16 protein-coding genes and 1 pseudogene are annotated in these 15,319 nt (G+C 69.7%); 10 read left to right on the top strand and 7 right to left on the bottom strand.

The annotated features are described in order from the left end of the window. Positions 1-183 precede the first annotated feature (183 nt). The 4 genes from OG293_RS31210 to OG293_RS31195 all read left to right on the top strand — a co-directional run bounded on the left by OG293_RS31210 (position 184) and on the right by OG293_RS31195 (position 4,672). The gene (locus tag OG293_RS31210) at positions 184-2,076 is read left to right on the top strand and encodes an ABC transporter ATP-binding protein (protein WP_406003772.1); all 1,893 of its coding nucleotides are present in this window, start codon (positions 184-186) and stop codon (positions 2,074-2,076) included. 273 nt (positions 2,077-2,349) lie between these two features. Continuing rightward, a complete protein-coding gene (locus OG293_RS31205; protein ID WP_406002103.1) occupies positions 2,350-3,225 on the top strand; it encodes an undecaprenyl-diphosphate phosphatase in 876 nt (291 codons plus the stop codon). A gap of 53 nt (positions 3,226-3,278) precedes the next feature. Next, positions 3,279-3,452 carry a hypothetical protein gene (locus OG293_RS31200; RefSeq protein ID WP_406002102.1) on the top strand — a complete coding sequence of 58 codons (174 nt, stop codon included), beginning with the start codon at positions 3,279-3,281 and terminating at the stop codon, positions 3,450-3,452. A 62-nt stretch (positions 3,453-3,514) separates the two neighbouring features. Beyond that, complete coding sequence (locus OG293_RS31195; protein ID WP_406002101.1) at positions 3,515-4,672, top strand: methyltransferase; 1,158 nt, start codon at positions 3,515-3,517, stop codon at positions 4,670-4,672. Between the two features lie 54 nt (positions 4,673-4,726). Here OG293_RS31195 and OG293_RS31190 read toward each other — a convergent pair whose 3' ends face one another. After that, positions 4,727-5,350, bottom strand: a complete 624-nt coding sequence (locus tag OG293_RS31190; RefSeq protein ID WP_406003771.1) for a flavin reductase family protein — start codon at positions 5,348-5,350, stop codon at positions 4,727-4,729. 114 nt (positions 5,351-5,464) lie between these two features. Between OG293_RS31190 and OG293_RS31185 the strand changes: the two are divergent. From OG293_RS31185 to lnt, 4 genes and pseudogenes are all read left to right on the top strand, one after another. Continuing rightward, positions 5,465-5,723: pseudogene (locus OG293_RS31185) on the top strand (aldo/keto reductase); the annotation flags it as partial. Positions 5,724-5,755: 32 nt separating this feature from the next. Further along, positions 5,756-5,977, top strand: a complete 222-nt coding sequence (locus tag OG293_RS31180; RefSeq protein WP_406003770.1) for an aldo/keto reductase — start codon at positions 5,756-5,758, stop codon at positions 5,975-5,977. Between the two features lie 62 nt (positions 5,978-6,039). Continuing rightward, positions 6,040-6,480, top strand: coding sequence for a nuclear transport factor 2 family protein (locus OG293_RS31175; protein WP_406002100.1), 441 nt, complete (start codon positions 6,040-6,042; stop codon positions 6,478-6,480). A gap of 106 nt (positions 6,481-6,586) precedes the next feature. Then, entirely contained in the window at positions 6,587-8,203 is a 1,617-nt protein-coding gene (lnt, locus tag OG293_RS31170) for an apolipoprotein N-acyltransferase (RefSeq protein ID WP_406002099.1), read from the top strand. Here lnt and OG293_RS31165 read toward each other — a convergent pair. Then, positions 8,127-9,032 carry a Gfo/Idh/MocA family protein gene (locus tag OG293_RS31165; protein WP_406002098.1) on the bottom strand — a complete coding sequence of 302 codons (906 nt, stop codon included), beginning with the start codon at positions 9,030-9,032 and terminating at the stop codon, positions 8,127-8,129. The genes lnt and OG293_RS31165 overlap by 77 nt on opposite strands. A gap of 300 nt (positions 9,033-9,332) precedes the next feature. Between OG293_RS31165 and OG293_RS31160 the strand changes: the two genes are divergently transcribed. Then, a complete protein-coding gene (locus OG293_RS31160) occupies positions 9,333-9,857 on the top strand; it encodes a DinB family protein (protein ID WP_406002097.1) in 525 nt (174 codons plus the stop codon). 288 nt (positions 9,858-10,145) lie between these two features. Next, positions 10,146-10,568: a hypothetical protein gene (locus tag OG293_RS31155; RefSeq protein ID WP_406002096.1), complete on the top strand. Its 423-nt coding sequence runs from the start codon at positions 10,146-10,148 to the stop codon at positions 10,566-10,568. Positions 10,569-10,594: 26 nt separating this feature from the next. Here the strand turns inward: OG293_RS31155 and OG293_RS31150 are convergent, their stop codons facing one another. The 5 genes from OG293_RS31150 to fabG all read right to left on the bottom strand — a co-directional run bounded on the left by OG293_RS31150 (position 10,595) and on the right by fabG (position 15,208). Continuing rightward, positions 10,595-11,068 carry a hypothetical protein gene (locus tag OG293_RS31150; RefSeq protein WP_406003769.1) on the bottom strand — a complete coding sequence of 158 codons (474 nt, stop codon included), beginning with the start codon at positions 11,066-11,068 and terminating at the stop codon, positions 10,595-10,597. Positions 11,069-11,203: 135 nt separating this feature from the next. Beyond that, entirely contained in the window at positions 11,204-11,887 is a 684-nt protein-coding gene (locus OG293_RS31145; RefSeq protein ID WP_406002095.1) for a uracil-DNA glycosylase, read from the bottom strand. Positions 11,888-11,971: 84 nt separating this feature from the next. Beyond that, positions 11,972-13,552 (bottom strand): ABC transporter substrate-binding protein, encoded by a 1,581-nt coding sequence (locus tag OG293_RS31140; RefSeq protein WP_406002094.1) that lies wholly within the window; start codon positions 13,550-13,552, stop codon positions 11,972-11,974. Between the two features lie 115 nt (positions 13,553-13,667). Then, positions 13,668-14,429, bottom strand: coding sequence for an SDR family oxidoreductase (locus OG293_RS31135; RefSeq protein ID WP_406002093.1), 762 nt, complete (start codon positions 14,427-14,429; stop codon positions 13,668-13,670). A 17-nt stretch (positions 14,430-14,446) separates the two neighbouring features. Beyond that, positions 14,447-15,208 (bottom strand): 3-oxoacyl-ACP reductase FabG, encoded by a 762-nt coding sequence (gene fabG, locus OG293_RS31130; protein WP_406002092.1) that lies wholly within the window; start codon positions 15,206-15,208, stop codon positions 14,447-14,449. Positions 15,209-15,319: the final 111 nt, after the last annotated feature.

Genomic DNA, 15,319 nt, shown 5'->3' with positions numbered 1-15,319 from the left:
TCCGTGACAGGAGCGCCCATGGCCAAGCGCAAGCCCCGTACCCACGAGACCCCCCATGCCGGGCAGCCCTCCGAGACCGGCCAGGACTCCGCGTCCGAGCCCTCCGAGACCGGCCCGCACTCCGGCGTCGGCCTGCCGTCCGAGTCCGAGCAGCTGCTCTTCGGGGGCCCACTGCGCTACGACATGGGCTGGAACAAGCACGAAGAGGCCTTCCTGGAGTTGAATCTGCGGTCCATGGTGACCCGGCTGCCCCATCTGGTCGCCACCACCGTCCAGTTGGCCTGGGAGGCGGACAAAGGGGCGCTGCGGACGGTCGCGTTCGCCGAGATCGGCCGGGGTGTGAGCCAGGCGGTCGGTCTCATCGCCGTCAACCGGGTCCTCGCCCACCTCCTCGGAAGCGGCAGCACCGCCGAGCGGCTCACCGATGCCGCGCCCGCGCTGGCCGTGGCCGGTGCGACGGCCCTCGCCGGCGCGGTGCTGCGGGCCCGGTCGACCGCCGGCACCGGGCAGTTGGAGCCGAAGGTCGAACGGGTGGCCACCGAGCGGTATCTGGCGCACACCGCCCGGGTGGAGCTGGAGGCGGTCGAGGACGAGGAGTTCCACAAACTCCTCGACAGCGCCTCCTACGGGGCGGGTTCGGCCCGTCGCATGGTGAAGTTCTGCACCAACGTCATCAACGCCATGCTGTCGCTGGTGGCCGCGGCGGGCGTACTCGCCGTGCTGCATCCCGTGCTGCTTCCGCTGCTTGTGGCGATGACCCTGCCCAGCGCCTGGGCCGCGCTGACCGTGGCGCGGCGGCGGTACGTCTCCTTCCATGCCTGGGTGCAGCATTCACGGGCCGGTCAGCTGATCAGCCGGCTGCTGATCTCCACGGAGGCCGCCCCCGAGATCCGTGTCCACAACGTCGGCCCCTTCCTGCTCCACCACTTCAGGGCCATGTCCCAGTCCCAGGAGGCGGAGCAGCGCAGGCTCGCGCGACTGGCCGCCCGTACGGGACTGTTCGCCGCCGGCTGGACGGGACTCGCGACGGCCGCCGCGTACGCCACGCTCGGCGGGCTGCTGTGGACCGGGGCCATGGCGCTCTCGGTCGGCGGCACGGCCGTTCTTGCCATCCGCAGTGGGTCCAGCAGCCTGGAGAGCCTGGTGATGCAGATCAACGCCATGCACGAGGAGAGCCTGTTCGTCGGGGACCTGCACCGGTTGTGCGAGGAGGCCGCCGGGCGGGCCATCCCCGTCGGTGGGCTGCCGCTGCCCGCCGCACCCGCCCGCATCACCTTCGAGAACGTCGTCTTCACCTACCAGGGCAAGGACAACAAGCGGGCGCTGGACGGCGCGAGTCTGACCATCCCCACCGGCAAGATCGTTGCGCTGGTCGGCGAGAACGGCAGCGGAAAGACCACGCTGGTCAAACTGTTGTGCGGGCTGTACCGCCCCGACTCGGGCCGCATTCTGTGGGACGGTGTCGACGCCGCGGAGGCCGACCGGCAGGAGCTCGTCTCGCGCGTCGCCGTCGTCGGCCAGGACTTCTACCGCTGGCCCTTCACCGCCGAGGTCAACATCGGCATCGGACGCCCCGAAGAGCCGCTGAGCCGGGAACGGCTCGAATGTGCGGCCCGGTACGCGGGCGCGGACGAGCTGATCGAGGAGATGCCGCGCGGATGGCAGACCCTCCTGGCCCGCGGGTACAAGGGCGGGCATCAGCTCTCCGGCGGCGAGTGGCAGCGCCTCGGTCTCGCCCGCGCGCACTACCGGGCCGGGCAGATCCTCATTGTCGATGAACCGACATCGGCGCTGGACGCGAAGGCGGAACAGCAGCTGTTCGAACAGATCCGGCGTCTCGCCGACGCGGGGCAGACCGTCATTCTCATCACGCACCGGCTCGGCTCGGTCAGGGCGGCCGATGTGATCCATGTCCTGGAGCGCGGACGGGTCGTGGAGAGCGGAAGCTTCGCCGACCTGCTGTCCGACGAGTCCGAGGGCCCGAAGGTGTTCCGCGATCTGTACGGGATCCAGGCGGCGCAGTACGCCGTCGACGGCGCGGCCGTGCCCACCCAGAAGGGAGCGGGAGCGAGTTGAGCCCGGCCGCCGCCCCGCCGGGTTCACGGCGTGGGCGGCGCTCCGGCGTCGGACGGGGGATCTCGGCGTGAAGCCGCCGGGCGGGGCGCTAGATCAGCTCCGGGCCTCCCTGCCGACAGGGCCCGGCAGGGAGGCGACGCATGCCTGCCGGGCCAGGCAGGGGCTGCGGCAGACCCCGCCATCCGGGGACGCTACGCTGCCTGACAACTGGCGCATGATCAGGACGCTACGCGCCGTCAGACCGTGATCACTTCTTGGGTGGCGTAGTTTTCGATGTCTTGGTTCGAATCATTCATCCTCGGGCTCGTCCAGGGGCTGACCGAGTTCCTTCCGATCTCCTCCAGCGCGCATCTGCGGCTCACCGCCGCGTTCGCCGGCTGGAACGACCCGGGCGCCGCGTTCACCGCGATCACCCAGATCGGCACCGAGACCGCCGTCCTCATCTACTTCCGCAAGGACATCGTCCGGATCGTCTCCGCCTGGGGCCGCTCCCTCACTAACAAGGCGATGCGCAGCGACCACGACGCCCAGATGGGCTGGCTCGTCATCGTTGGCTCGATCCCGATCGGTGTGCTGGGCGTCACGTTCAAGGACCAGATCGAGGGCCCCTTCCGTGATCTGCGGCTCATCGCCACGACGCTGATCGTGATGGGCATCGTCCTCGGCATCGCCGACCGTCTGGCGGCCCGCGACGAGAAGGGCGGCAAGCACCGCGCCATCAAGGAGCGCAAGTCGCTCAAGGAACTGGGTGTCAGGGACGGTCTGATCTACGGCGCGTGCCAGGCGATGGCCCTGATCCCGGGCGTCTCCCGCTCGGGAGCGACCATCAGCGGCGGCCTGCTGATGGGCTACACGCGTGAGGCGGCGGCCCGCTACTCCTTCCTGCTCGCCATCCCGGCCGTGCTGGCGAGCGGCGTGTTCGAGCTCAAGGACGCGACTGAGGGCGGTCATGTGGAGTGGCCGCAGACCATCTTCGCGACGATCATCGCGTTCGCCGTGGGCTACGCGGTCATCGCATGGTTCATGAAGTTCATCACTACGAAGAGCTTCATGCCGTTCGTGATCTACCGCATCCTGCTGGGAATTCTGCTGTTCATCCTGGTCGGGACGGATGCGCTGAGCCCGCATGCGGGTGAGTCGGCCGGGTGACGCCCGCCGTCGCGGGGCAGACGGCTGTCGTACCGAGGCCTTAGCCTGTCTCCATGTCCCCCTTGCCCAGCGAGTCAGAAACCTCGTTGTCCGCCGCCGAGCTCAATGCCCGGATCCGTGAGCTGTGGGCTGACGGAGAGCTGCCCGACGACCGGCGTCCGGAGTACGAGGCACTGGTGGTGGAGTGGGCCGCGGCCGCGCTCGTGGACGTCGAGCACGTGGCCTGAGCCCCTTGTCGGCGGCCGGGGAGCCCCGGCCCGCTCCCGCGCTCGGCTAGCCTGAGCGCACAATGAACCGTTTGACCACGTCATGGGGCGCCATCGACCTCGCCCGCTTTCCCGAGGACCCGCGCGAAACGCTCCGCGCCTGGGATGCCGCCGACGAGTACTTCCTGAGGCAGCTCGGGGGGATCGACGGAGCGGCGGCCACGGATCTGAACGGCACGGTGGTCGTCGTCGGCGACCGGTGGGGCGCGCTGACCACGTCGCTCGCCGCGCACCGGCCCGTGCAGATCACCGACTCCTTCCTCGGTCAGGAGGCGACCCGGGCGAATCTGGCGCGCAACGGGGTCGAGGCGGACGCGGTGGAGCTGCTCTCGGTCCGGGACGTGCCGCCGGAGCGCATCGACGTCCTGCTGGTACGGGTACCCAAGAGCCTGGCGCTGCTGGAGGACCAGCTGCACCGCCTCGCGCCCTGCGTGCACGCGGACACGGTCGTCGTGGCGGCGGGGATGGTCAGCGAGATCCACACCTCCACGTTGAAGCTCTTCGAACGGATCCTCGGACCGACCAGGACCTCGCTGGCGGTGAAGAAGGCGCGGCTGATCTTCTGCACGCCGTCCTCGCAGCCGACCCGTGCCTCAAGCCCCTGGCCCCTGCGCTATACGCTGCCCGCCGATGTGGGCGTACTCGCCGGCCGTACCGTCACCAACCACGCGGGCATCTTCTGCGCCGAGCGCCTCGACATCGGCACCCGGTTCTTTCTGCGCAGCCTGCCGGAGCGCCACGGACCGGAGCGCGTGGTCGACCTCGGCTGCGGCAACGGCGTGGTCGGCACGGCCGCCGCGCTCGCGAACCCTCAGGCCTCGGTGATGTTCATCGACGAGTCGTTCTCAGCGGTGGCCTCGGCCGAGGCCACCTATCGGGAGAACGTCACCTCCGACGCGAAGGCGGAGTTTCTGGTGGGCGACGGGCTGTCCGATGTTCCGGACGAGTCGGTCGACCTGGTGCTGAACAATCCGCCGTTCCACTCCCACCGGGCGACGACCGACACGGCGGCCCGCCGGATGTTCGGCGGGGCGCGCCGCGCGCTGCGGGCCGGGGGCGAGCTGTGGGTCGTCGGCAACCGGCACCTCGGCTACCACGTGCGGCTCCGTCGGCTCTTCGGGAACTGCGAAGTCGTCGCGAGCGACCCGAAGTTCGTGGTCCTGCGGGCCGTCAAGCGCTGACGCGGGCCCTGGTCGGGCCTTTCGCGCGGTGCCGTGACGGCGAAAGGCCCTATGTCAGCGCCCGAGACCGTCCGCGCCGTCCTGCCACTGCGCGTACGGGATGCGGGAGATCTCCCGTACACCGCCGAGCGTGCCCCATTCGTCCTTGCCGAGCCGGGTGAGCGGCGCCAGCTTCGTCACCTCGGGGTGCCCGTCCGTCATCACTTCCTGGCTGATCGCGGCATGGACGACCCGGCCGAAGACGACCGTCGAGTCGCCGAGCCGGACGGTGCTGTGCAGTTCGCACTCCAGGGCCACCGGTGACGCGGCGACTCGCGGCGGCTTCACCCGCACGCTGGCCTCACGGGCGATGCCCACCGCGTCGAACTCGCCGATGCCCCGCGGAAAGTCGGTGGCCGTCGCGTTGATCTGCTCGAAGAGCGGCTCGGGCGCGAAGTTGACCACGAAGGCGCCGGTGTCCTCGATGTTGCGCAGCGAGTCCTTGCGGCCGACCGAGGTGAACTGCACGACGGGCGGTGACACGCACGAGATCGTGAAGAAGGAGTGCGGCGCGAGGTTGTCGATTCCTTCGGCCGATGTGGTGGAGACCCAGGCGATGGGCCTGGGGACGACGGTGGCGGTCAGCAGCCGGTAGAAGGTGTCGCGGTCGCACTGGGCTGGGTCGTAGTCGATGCGCATGGGGGCAGTATGGCGGGTGACACGCAAGGTCAGCCGTCTGCCGGGCCATGGAGTGCGGCGGCGGAAGGAGCGGTGCGGATGCGTCATGTCGCCGATGAGAACCGGTATGCCGGCATGCGTTACCGGCGCTGCGGGAACAGCGGCGTCCGGCTGCCGGAGCTCTCTCGGCCTGTGGCACAACTTCGGCGGCACGAGTGCGCTGGAGGCCCAACGGGCCGTACTGCGCCGGGCGTTCGACCTCGGTGTGACGCACATCGACCTGGCGAACAACTACGGCACCCCCTTCGGGACCGCGGAGGCGAACTTCGGCGTGCACTATCGCGCCGACTTCCGGCCGTACCGCGACGAGTTGTTCCTCGCCACGAAGGCGGGCAAACGAGATGCGCGACGTGCTGGCCCGGGAGCCTGGAACTGCTGCGCGCACTGGACGTACTGGCGCCGGAACGAGGCCGGACACTCGCGCAGACGGCGATCGCCCGGCTGCTGCGGGACGGCCGCGTGACCTCCGTGCTCGTGGGTGCGAGCGGTGTCCGTCGGCTGGAGAAGAATCCCGGCGCACTGCGAGCGCCCGCCTTCTCGGACACAGAACTGGCGGAGATCGACCGTTTGCTGACCAAGTCCGGGTGAAGAGCGGGTGACGGGCGTGCGCAGCTCTTGGCCTGGGACGCTCACTGCCCGAAACTGACCCGATGACGCAGCGCGTGGATCTCGCGACGGTGATGGACCGGCTGGCCATCGACGAATTGGTCACCAGTTACGCGGTGGCCGTGGACGATGCCGACTGGGGAGCGTACCGGGCGCTGTTCGCGCACGAGGGGCGCGCGGACTACCGGAGCTCGGGAGGGATCGAGGGCCCGGCCGCCGAGGTCGCCGAGTGGATGGCCGAGACGATGCGGCTCTTTCCCGTACGCCAGCACCTCATCGTCAACCGGCGGCTGCAGATCCAGGACCTGGGCGGCTATCCGGGCGACCGCGCCGAGGTGCAGGCCGACTATGTGAACCCGATGAGGCTGGAGACGGGGGACGACTTCGTCTCCGGCGGCCGGTACACCTTCAGCCTGTCGCGTACGGACGCGGGCTGGCGGCTGGACACCGTGGTGATCCACGAGAAATGGCGGCGGAACCCTTAACCGGGAATCCGCGGGGGAATGCTCACGCTGTCGGTGCGGGCTCCGCGCGCGCACACTGTAGGGACACCGCACGCGGTCACCACGAGGCGGGACGAGGAGGCGCGGTATGCGGATTCCGGTCGGCCGGACCGCATGGGTCCGGGCACGGAAGCTCGCGGCACACCCGCGCGGACGTGCCGTCGCCGCGGTGGCGGCCGGCGCGCTTGTGGCGCTCGCGTTTCCCGAGCCGTCGCTGTGGTGGTTCGCGTACGTCGCGCTGGTCCCGTGGATGCTGCTGGTGCGGACCGCGCCGACGGGCCGCCGGGCGGCGGTCGAGGGCTGGCTCGGGGGCCTCGGCTTCATGGTCGCCATGCATCACTGGCTGATACCGAGCCTGCATGTGTTTCTCGTGGTTCTCGCAGCGCTGCTGGGACTGATGTGGGCGCCCTGGGGATGGCTGGTGTGGTCGTCGCTGTCCGGGACGCCGTCGCCCGCCAGGGCCGCCGCGTCGCTCGCGGTGGTGCCCTCGGGCTGGCTGATGATCGAGCTGGCCAGGTCCTGGCAGGGCCTGGGCGGGCCCTGGGGGCTGCTCGGAGCGAGCCAGTGGGAGGTCGCGCCGGCACTGCGACTCGCCTCTCTGGGTGGTGTGTGGCTGGTGAGCCTGCTGGTGCTGACGGTGAACACCGCGGTCACCGTGCTGGTGGCCGTGCCGCGCGCCCGTACGGCCGCGGTGGGCGGCGGGCTCGTCTGCGTACTGACCACGACGGCCGTCTGGATCTGGCTTCCGCAGCCCGAGCAGGCGGGCCGGTCCCGTATCGCCATCGTGCAGCCGGGGGTCGTCGACGGCATGGGCAGCGCCGAGCGCCGCTTCGCCCGCAGCGAGGAGCTCACCCGCGAACTGGCGGGTCAGGACATCGACCTGGTGGTCTGGGGCGAGAGCAGCGTCGGCGCCGATCTGCGCGAGCGCCCCGACCTGGCGGCCCGGCTCGCGGTGCTCTCGCGCTCCCTGGGCGCCGAGGTGCTGGTCAATGTCGACGCCCGGCGGGAGGACCCGTCGGGCCGGACCGGGATCTACAAGAGCTCGGTCCTCGTAGGACCGCAGGGTCCCACCGGGGACAGCTACGACAAGATGCGGCTGGTCCCCTTCGGCGAGTACATACCGGCCCGCGGGCTGCTGGGCTGGGCGACCTCGGTGGGCAAGGCGGCGGGCGAGGACCGGCTGCGCGGCAGCCGTCCGGTGGTGATGGCGCTGCCCGGCGAGAAGGCGGACGGTCTGCGGATCGGCCCGCTGGTCTGCTTCGAGTCCGCGTTCCCCGACATGAGCAGGCGGCTGACCCGGGACGGTGCCCAACTGCTGATCGCCCAGTCGTCGACCTCGTCGTTCCAGGGGAGCTGGGCACCCGAGCAGCACGCCTCGCTGGCGGCGCTGCGGGCCGCCGAAAGCGGCCGGCCCATGGTCCATGCCACGCTCACCGGCGTCAGCGCGGTGTACGGGGCGGGCGGGACCCGGGTCGGCGGCCTGCTGTCCACGGACAGCAGCACCTCCGCCGTCTACGACGTCCCGCTGGCCCGCGGCACCACCCTGTACGTCAGGTTCGGCGACTGGCCGGTGTACGCGGCGCTCGCCGTCCTCGCCGCGCTCTGTGCCGCCCGTGGCGCGCGCTCGTTCAGGCGGCCTGCTCCAGGGCTCGCAGTACCACCTGTTCGCACAGCTCATGAGTCCGCAGTGCGTCCTGTGCGCTGAGGAACTTCCCCGCGCGGACCGCGTCGACGAAACCGAGCACCGACTGCTCGATGCCGCGCTGGCGGGCGACCGGTACCCAGTCCCCGCGCCGCCGGACGCTCGGCTGCCCCTTGTGGTCGACGATCTCGGCGAGATTGCGTACCTCGCGCTTGGTGTCCTGGCCCGACACTTCGAGGATCTCCTCGGCGGAGCCGCTCATGCGGTTCATCGTCCCGATGGCGGTGAAGCCGTCGCCGGACAGCTGGAGCACGACATGGTGCATCAGACCGCCGACGATCCGGGCGCGCACGTCGGTGTGGTCGACCGGTCCGGGGACAAGGAAGCGGAGCGTGTCGACGACGTGGATGAAGTCGTCGAGTACGAGGGTGCGCGGGTCCTCGGCGAGTCCGACACGGTTCTTCTGCATCAGGATCAGCTCGCGGGGGTGCTCGACGCACTGGGCGTAGCCGGGCGCGAGGCGGCGGTTGAAACCGACCGCGAGGCTCGTGCCGCGGGCGTCGCCGAGGGCGACCAGACGCTGGGAGTCGGCCAGGTCGTAGGCGAGCGGCTTGTCGACGTACGTCGCGACGCCCGCCTCCAGGAGGCGGGTGACGATCTCGGCGTGCACGGAGGTCGGGGCATGCACGAAAGCGGCATCGAGACCCTGGGCGAGCAGCGAGTCGAGGTCGGTGTGGCGCTGTGCGACGGGGATGTGATGGGTGTCGGCGATCCGCGAGAGCGTGGCGGGGGTGCGGGTCTGCAGATGGAGTTCGACCCCCGGCAGGGTGGTGAGGACGGGCAGATATGCCTTCCGCGCAATGTCCCCGAGCCCGATGCAGCCGACCTTCACAGAGGCCTCCCTTGGCGCTGTGCCTGTTGTGCTGTCCGTCAGTCGTGTGCTCCGGCAGCATACGTGCGCTGCGCCGGACGCCGGCCGGCGATGCCGTCGAACGTCCTCAGGGGACCGGAGCGACGACGACGCGCAATGTCCCTGGTCGCCTGGTGCGAAGGGCCGATGCTCTCTCCTGTGCGGCCGGGTCGTACCACGCGGCCGTCCCCACGCGCGCGAAGCGGCGCTCCGGCTTCGCCGAGCGGCTGCGCGGCATGCTCGGCCGATAAACCCTGGCGGCATCAAGATCCGTCGTTCAGGATGATCGCCATGACAACATCTGAGCGCACCGAACCGTCCGGCACCGCGAGCGAGCGGGAGATGCTGGAGGGCTGGCTGGAATATCACCGCCGGACCCTGGAGCTGAAGTGCGCGGGCCTCGACGACGAGCAGCTGAGGGAGCGGTCCGTACCGCCGTCCGAGATCTCACTGCTCGGACTCGTACGGCACATGACGGAGGTCGAGCGGGGCTGGTTCCGCAACACGCTGGCCGGCGAGAACGCCGGGTACCTCTACTCCGACGAGGACGAGGACGGGGACGGGGACTTCCACCCCACCGAGAAGGACACCTATGCCGAGGCGTACGCCGCCTGGCAGGCGGAGATCGTCCGGGCCCGTGAGCTGGCCGCGGCGCATGGTCTGGACGACATCGGCAAGGGCGAGCACGGCGGCGGGGTGACGTTCAGTCTGCGGTGGATCCTCACGCACATGATCGAGGAATACGCGCGCCACAACGGCCACGCCGACCTCGTCCGCGAGCGGATCGACGGAGCCACGGGCGACTAAGGGCTGTCCCGTCATCGTCGGCGGGTCGGCGCACGGCGTCAGATGCGGAGCATCGCACGGCGGAGGGCCGTGCTCCTCCTGGGCGTATGCGGATGAGCCCGACAACGCGGCGAGGCGCCGTAGCCGGCGTCGGGCGCCCGGCGGGAATTGCGGGACAGCCCTGAGGTCTTGGGAGGTGGGGAGGCCACGACCGGGTGACGGGCAGCGGCGCGGACCGGGGTCACCCGTGCGGGCCATTGTGGCCGGTACGGCGGTGAACGAACCCCCGAGCACACCAGAGTTGCGCGGGTGCAGCGAACGAAAATCTCCGCGAAGCTCCTGCTGGGCATGACCGCATGGGCCGTCTGCGGCTGCGTCGCCGTCGAACCGCCGCCCGCGCCTCCTGCGCCCAGCGGTCGCCAGGCTGGGGTCGTGGAGCCGCGGATCGTCCAGAGTCCGGCTCGTGAGGCCCTGGGCGCCACCGCGGCCGATGAGACCACTCCCGCGTCAACGCCCGCAGCGGGCGACGGACGGCGGCAGAGACCGAAGGCACGGCCGGTGAGGCCGGAACGGGGCCGAGAGCCGTCCACAGGGCAGCTCCCGCCCGTCCCGGTGGTCCCGGCCGTCCCGCCGGACGTCTGCGCGCTGGCCGAGCAGTACGGCCGCTGGCGGCCCGGAAGTCCCGAGGCCCGGATCTGCCGGGAGGCCTACCGGCGTGGAAGGCGACATTGAAACCGGAGTGGAAAGGGGCCTTGAGCTCACTCGCCGAGCAGCCGCCCCTCCAGCCGATCGATCGCGGCGCGGACGCCGTTTCCGTATCCGTCGTCCCCCAGGGCAACCGTCGCCGCGCGCGCCCGGTCGAGGTGGATCCGCGCGGCCCCGGGGCGCTGAAGCTTCACATAGTCGGCGGCGAGATTGAGGTGGAGCGAGGGGTAGAAGGCGCGAACGGCGAGCGCCGCCTCATGACGGGCGAGCCGATCGTCGCTCAGCCCCTCCACCGCGGCCAGCGCCCGCAGGTCCCAGATGAGCTCGTCGCCGGGTTCGTCCTGGGTATCGGCCATATAGTGGGCCAGAGTGCAGCGGTGGAGCGGATCACCGGCCTCGCCGATCTCCGACCAGAGCGCGCCGAAACGATTTCTCGCTTCCTCGCGGTCCCCGCCGTGCAGCAGCATGACGGCTTGCCCGATCCGGGTCATGACGGCGTCCTCCGACGCCTCCTGCTGCTCCATCACTGCGGCCTCCCACATCCGTGCGGCGATCGCGGCGACTTCCGACGATCCACGGATCACGACGCTAGCCGCCGCCACCGGCGATGCAGGCGAGGCTCGGGCGCGGGGCCCGAGCCTGTCAGCCGGGTGCGCGAACGCTCAGCCGAGGTCCGGGATCCGCCAGTCGACGGGCTCGTGCCCCTGGGCCGCCACCGCCTCGTTGATCTGCGTGAACGGCCGGGAGCCGAAGAACTTCTTCGCGGACAGCGGCGAGGGGTGGGCGCCCTTCACCACGACATGCCGGCTCTCGTCGATCAGAGGCAGCTTCTTCTGGGCGTAGTTGCCCCACAGGACGAAGACCGCGGGGTCGGGCCGCGAGGCCACGGCGCTGATCACGGCGTCCGTCACCTTCTCCCACCCCTTGCCCTTGTGGGAGTTGGCCTCGCCGGCCCGCACCGTCAGCACCGCGTTGAGCAGCAGGACCCCCTGCTCGGCCCAGGGCATCAGATAGCCGTTGTCCGGAACGGGGTGGCCGAGCTCCGTCTGCATCTCCTTGTAGATGTTCCGCAGGGAGGGAGGGGTCTTGACGCCCGGCCGCACGGAGAAGCAGAGGCCGTGCCCCTGTCCCTCCCCGTGGTACGGGTCCTGGCCGAGGATGAGGACCTTCACCCGGTCGTACGGAGTCGCGTCGAGCGCGGCGAAGACCTCCTCGCGCGGCGGATAGACCGGCCCCTTCGCCCGCTCCTCCTCGACGAACTCGGTGAGCTCCTTGAAGTACGGCTTCTGGAGCTCATCGCCGAGGACGCCGCGCCAGGACTCGGGCAGCATGTCGGTGTCGGTCACGTCAACAACCTCCGTTGTGTGGTCAGTTGTCGACGAACCTACCGGCGCCCACTGACAACGGGGGCGGCCGGCCCGAGGGTGCGGCTACCAGCTGGCCTTCCGGTACAGTTCCCACATCTGCATGACCGTCTGCGGGTCGAGGGCGCGCTCACCGCCGCCGATCTCCTCGCTGGCGGCGACATAGAGCTTGCCCTGCCACAGCGGCAGCAGCGGCACGTCGTTGCCGAGGATCTCCTGGGCCCGCTCGAACTGCGTGCTGACCGCGCCGCGGTTGCTCTCACGCCGGGAGGCGGGCAGCAGATCGTCGCTGATCTCGCGGTTGAGGTACGGGGTGTTGAGCACGTTGTTCGTGCCCATGAACGGCGCTATGAAGTTGTCCGGGTCCGGGAAGTCGGGGAACCAGCCGCGGCCGAAGACGGGGTACTGGCCGGACTTGATGCCCTTCTGGAAGTCCTTCTCGGGAAGGCCCTTCACCGTGATCTCGAACAGGCCGGAGGCGTCGAGCTGCCTCTTGAGCTCGCGGAACTCGGGAGTGGAGGCGGAGCCGTACCGGTCCGAGGAGTACCAGAAGGTCAGCGGCACCGGCTTGGTGATGCCGGCGCCCCTGAGGGTCTGCCGCGCCTTGGCCACACTCGGCTCTCCGTACCTGTCGAAGAACTCCGTGGTGTGGCTGGAGATGCCCTTGGGAACCATCGAGTACAGCGGCTCCGCGGTGCCCTTGTAGACCTTGTCGACGAGCGCTCCGCGGTCGACGACCTGGGCTATGGCGCGGCGTACGGCGAGCTTGCTCGTCATCGGGTCCCTGGGGTTGAAGACCAGGTAGCGGATGTCGGCGCCGACCGTCTCGACGAGCTGGAGGTGTTCGACCTCCGGCCTCCTCTCCTGGAGCTCGATGACCGCGGGCGCGGTCAGACCGCGGTAGATGGCATCGATCTGCTTCTTCTTGAGTGCCTCCGTCATGACGTCGGAGTCCTGGAAGTAACGGATCGTGACGGCGTTGTTCTTCATGCTGGCGAACCCCACGTACGTGGAGTTCTTCGCCAGTTCCGACCGGTCGCCCTTCTTGAACGAACTCAGGACATAGGGACCCGAACCGGTCAGTCCGCCGTCCTCACGGAGCTTGTCCGCCGGATACTGCTTGGGCGGCACGATGGACATGGCGGGGGTGGCGAGGATGAACGGGAACGTCGCGTCCGGCGCCTTCAGGCTGAATTTGACGACACGGTCGCCGACGGTGTCGACCTTGGCGAGGGAGCCGAGCAGTCCGTTCGGACCGTTCTTCACATCGATCTTCCGGATGCGGTCGATGGAGTGCTTGACCGCCGCGGCGTTCAGCTTCTCGCCGTTCGAGAAGCTGAGCCCCGGACGGAGTTCGCACTCGAAAAGCGTGTTCCCGGCGTTCGCGAACCGGCAGGACTTCGCGGCGTCGGGCTGAGGCGTCGCGCTCCCGGTCGGGAAACTCACCAACGTCTGGAAGACATTTCGGAACAACTCCCATGAACCGTCGTAAGCGGCGGCGGGGTCGAGAGTCGTGGGCTCACTCATCGTACCGACCGAGATCTTCCGCTCGTCATTGGCGGTCCGCTCCGAGAACACACCACATCCGGCCAGCAGAGACATGGACGCCAGGGCTGCAGCGGCCTGCAGACAGGTCCGGTAGAACACGTGAACGCTCCTCGTTCAGCCATGGGACGGCAGACCATACCGCAGCGCCCTGCCGGAACAACCGTGTCGCCCGGCAGGGCACTTGACTCATTCAGGAACAAATCGCTAGGGCCGCTCAGTGCACCCCGGCATTGAGGAAGATACCCCCGTCGACGACGAGCGTCTGCCCCGTGATCCAGTCCGATTGGCCGGAAGTCAGGAAAGCGGCCGCGCCCCCGATGTCCTCCGGCACGCCGAGTCTGCCCAGCGGATAGGCGGCGGCGGCTTCCGCCTCCCGGCCCTCGTACAGCGCCTGGGCAAATCTGGTCTTGACCACCGCGGGCGCGATGGCGTTGACCCGGACCCCCGGCGCGAACTCGTGCGCCAGCTGAAGGGTCAGATTGACCATGGCCGCCTTGCTCATGCCGTACGCACCGATGAAGGGCGACGGAGCGATGCCGGCGACGGACGCGATGTTCACGATCGCGCCGCCGTTCTCCTTCTGCCAGGCCCGCCACGTCTGCTGGGCGAACCCGAGTGCCGAGATCACATTGGTCTCGTACACCTTGCGCGCCACATTGAGGTCGAGCTCCGCCATCGGGGAGTAGACCGGGTTCGTGCCCGCGTTGTTCACCAGGAAGTCGACGCGCCCGAAGGCCTCCATGGTGCGTTCGACGGCCGTCGCCTGGTGGACCTCGTCGTGCGCCTTGCCGGCGACAGCGATCACCCGGTCGACGCCGAGCTTCTCGACGGCCTCCTTGAGGGAGTCCTCGTTGCGACCGGTGATGCACACCCGGTCACCGCGGGCGACGAGCGCCTCGGCCACGCCGTATCCGATGCCGCGGCTCGCGCCGGTGACCAGCGCGACCTTTCCGCTGTCCTGTACCTCTGCGGTCATGTCCGTCGTCCCCCGATTCAGTTCAGCGGTCCGCCGGCCACGTACATGACCTGGCCGGAGACGAAGCCGGCCGCGTCACCCGTGAAGAAGGCGATGGCGTTGGCGATGTCCTCGGGGTGGCCGACGCGCTGAACCGGGATCTGGGTGGCGGCGGCGGCCTGGAACTCCTCGAAGCCCATGCCGACTCGGGCCGCGGTCTGCGCCGTCATCTCCGTGACGATGAAACCGGGCGCGACGGCGTTGGCGGTGATGCCGAACTTGCCGAGCTCCTTGGCGAGGGTCTTGGTGAAGCCCTGGAGCCCCGCCTTGACGGCGGAGTAGTTGGCCTGGCCGCGGTTGCCGAGCGCCGAGCTGGAGGAGAGCGAGACGATTCGGCCGAAGCCGGCGTCGACCATGTGCTTCTGACAGGCCTTGGCCATCAGGAACGCGCCCTTGAGGTGCACGTTCATCACAGTGTCCCAGTCGGACTCGCTCATCTTGAAGAGCAGGTTGTCGCGGAGCACGCCTGCGTTGTTGACGAGGATGGTCGGCGCGCCGAGCTCGGCGGCGACGCGCGCGACGGCGGCCTCCACCTGGGCGCTGTCGGACACGTCGCAGCCCACGGCGATGCCCTTCCCGCCGGCCGCGGTGATCTTCTCGACGGTGTCCTTGCAGGCCGCCTCGTCGAGGTCGAGTACGGCTACGGCGCGGCCCTCGGCCGCCAGCCGTACCGCGGTGGCGGCGCCAATGCCTCGCGCCGCCCCGGTCACAACGGCGACACGCTGCTCGGTGGTGGACATGCTGGTTCTCCTCGCCCTTGGATGCGGCTCACCCGGTACGTCCCACGTCCCACGGATGAGCGACCGCTTAGTACCTTCAGCAGAGGTGACGCTAGAAGCACTGGCACTCGG

The sequence above is a fragment of the Streptomyces sp. NBC_00829 genome, assembly GCF_045161795.1.
In the GTDB taxonomy this organism is placed as follows: domain Bacteria; phylum Actinomycetota; class Actinomycetes; order Streptomycetales; family Streptomycetaceae; genus Streptomyces.
Note: the sequence above shows the minus strand (reverse complement) of the source record. Positions and strands in the feature narration are given on the sequence as shown.

Excerpts from the sequence above, each read along its gene's own strand:
- OG293_RS31210 (WP_406003772.1), top strand. The coding sequence starts at position 184 with ATGGGCTGGAACAAGCACGAAGAGGCCTTCCTGGAGTTGAATCTGCGG.
- OG293_RS31205 (WP_406002103.1), top strand. The coding sequence starts at position 2,350 with ATGTCTTGGTTCGAATCATTCATCCTCGGGCTCGTCCAGGGGCTGACC.
- OG293_RS31200 (WP_406002102.1), top strand. The coding sequence starts at position 3,279 with ATGTCCCCCTTGCCCAGCGAGTCAGAAACCTCGTTGTCCGCCGCCGAG.
- OG293_RS31195 (WP_406002101.1), top strand. The coding sequence starts at position 3,515 with ATGAACCGTTTGACCACGTCATGGGGCGCCATCGACCTCGCCCGCTTT.
- OG293_RS31190 (WP_406003771.1), bottom strand. The coding sequence starts at position 5,350 with ATGCGCATCGACTACGACCCAGCCCAGTGCGACCGCGACACCTTCTAC.
- OG293_RS31175 (WP_406002100.1), top strand. The coding sequence starts at position 6,040 with ATGACGCAGCGCGTGGATCTCGCGACGGTGATGGACCGGCTGGCCATC.
- lnt (WP_406002099.1), top strand. The coding sequence starts at position 6,587 with ATGCGGATTCCGGTCGGCCGGACCGCATGGGTCCGGGCACGGAAGCTC.
- OG293_RS31160 (WP_406002097.1), top strand. The coding sequence starts at position 9,333 with ATGATCGCCATGACAACATCTGAGCGCACCGAACCGTCCGGCACCGCG.
- OG293_RS31135 (WP_406002093.1), bottom strand. The coding sequence starts at position 14,429 with ATGACCGCAGAGGTACAGGACAGCGGAAAGGTCGCGCTGGTCACCGGC.
- fabG (WP_406002092.1), bottom strand. The coding sequence starts at position 15,208 with ATGTCCACCACCGAGCAGCGTGTCGCCGTTGTGACCGGGGCGGCGCGA.